Raw genomic sequence first — 1,416 nt, forward strand, 5'->3', positions numbered from 1 at the left:
GGAGTTGGGCAAGCGGCTGGGGGAGGTCGAGGCGGAGCGGGAGGAGTTGGTGATCGCCGAGCGGGTGCTGCACCGGCTGGCCGAGCAGGACCGGGCCGAGGTAGAGACCGCCGCCGCGGTGGCTCCGGTGAAAGCGCAGGTGGCAGGGCGTGCGGTGCTGCTGATCCCGCACCGCGGCGATGACCCGGACGAGACCGCGCTGCCCGTCGGCTCGCGGTGGCGGGCGCTGCCCGCGGGGAAGATCGCGGGGATCGTGCTGGCGGTGCTGCGCTGTGACCAGCGGCCCGGCGATCTGGCCGGCGGGAACGGGGTGCACCGCACCACCGTCACCCGCTGGGTCCGCGAGGTTGTCGGCCTGCTGGCCGCCCGCGCCCCGCGCCTGGACCGCGCCTTGAAGAAGATCACCCGAAAGGGTGGCGGGATCGTACTGCTGGACGGTTCGCTGATACGCACCTGGCGGCGCGCCGGGGGCGAGAACCGGAAGAACTATTCCGGCAAGCACAAATGCCACGGCCTGCTCGTGATCGCACTCACCGACGACCGGGGCCGGCTGCTCTGGGTCTCGGCCGTCCGGCCCGGACGGACCTCGGAGATCACCGCCTGCCGGTACGACAGACTCACCGCCCACCTCCACGCGGTCGGCCTCGGCGCCATCGCCGACCTCGGCTTCGTCGGACTCGACGACAGCGGCCCGGATGTCGACCCGGCGGTGATCACCGGCTACAAGGCCGCCCGCAACCGGCCCCTGACCCGCGGCCAGAAACTGTCCAACCAGGCGCTGGCCGCGGTCCGGGCACCGGTCGAGCACGGCTTCGCGCACCTGAAGAACTGGCGCGTGCTCGGCAAGGTACGCACCGACCCGAAGTGGGCGACCGACCTGGTGAGGGCCCTGCTGGTGCTGACGAACCGCGAAGTCGACCGCTGACCGATGATCTCCACGAGAGTCATACGCGACTACCGCCCGGCCGCCACCCTCTTGGGCTGCTTGGCCATCCTGCACGTCCCCAGGGGCATCGTCCTGAGCGTCATGTTCGGACGTGCCACCAGCGCCCCGCTGTTCTGGATGGCCTCGGCCGGCTTCGCCGCCGCCTGGTACCTCCAGCGCAAGACTGCCGAGAACCAGTGAACCCGGCCGTCGACGATGCGCAGTACCAGCTTAGACTCCGGTCGTGACGAACTCCTTCCGGTGCACTCACTGCGGCACCGTCGGCCTCGAACCCGGCTTCGTCGAGGATGACGGCCAGTACTCCAGCGGCTACGCCCGCTGGATACAAGGCGCCCTCGAACGCGGCCCCTTCGGCGGCGCCAAGCGCATGGGCAAGCCCACCTGGCAGATCGACGCCTACCGCTGCCCCAATTGCGCCCACCTCGAACTCTTCGCCAGCCGCCGCGCCTGATCTCGGCGCCCGGATCTCA

General features: G+C 70.8%; 3 protein-coding genes. All 3 read left to right on the forward strand.

The features are described 5' to 3' along the window. The first annotated feature begins 4 nt into the window (after positions 1 to 4). Genes ABTY04_RS40970 through ABTY04_RS40980 form a run of 3 tightly spaced genes read left to right on the forward strand, consistent with a single transcriptional unit; the run spans position 5 to position 1,397 of the window. Positions 5 to 925, forward strand: coding sequence for a transposase family protein (locus tag ABTY04_RS40970; protein ID WP_352218518.1), 921 nt, complete (start codon positions 5 to 7; stop codon positions 923 to 925). 3 nt (positions 926 to 928) lie between these two features. Continuing rightward, complete coding sequence (locus tag ABTY04_RS40975) at positions 929 to 1,126, forward strand: hypothetical protein (protein WP_352218516.1); 198 nt, start codon at positions 929 to 931, stop codon at positions 1,124 to 1,126. Positions 1,127 to 1,169: 43 nt separating this feature from the next. Continuing rightward, the gene (locus ABTY04_RS40980; RefSeq protein ID WP_352218517.1) at positions 1,170 to 1,397 is read left to right on the forward strand and encodes a hypothetical protein; all 228 of its coding nucleotides are present in this window, start codon (positions 1,170 to 1,172) and stop codon (positions 1,395 to 1,397) included. Positions 1,398 to 1,416 lie beyond the last annotated feature (19 nt).

The organism is Streptomyces sp. NPDC097981 (genome assembly GCF_040302565.1).
Classification (GTDB): Bacteria; Actinomycetota; Actinomycetes; order Streptomycetales; family Streptomycetaceae; genus Streptomyces.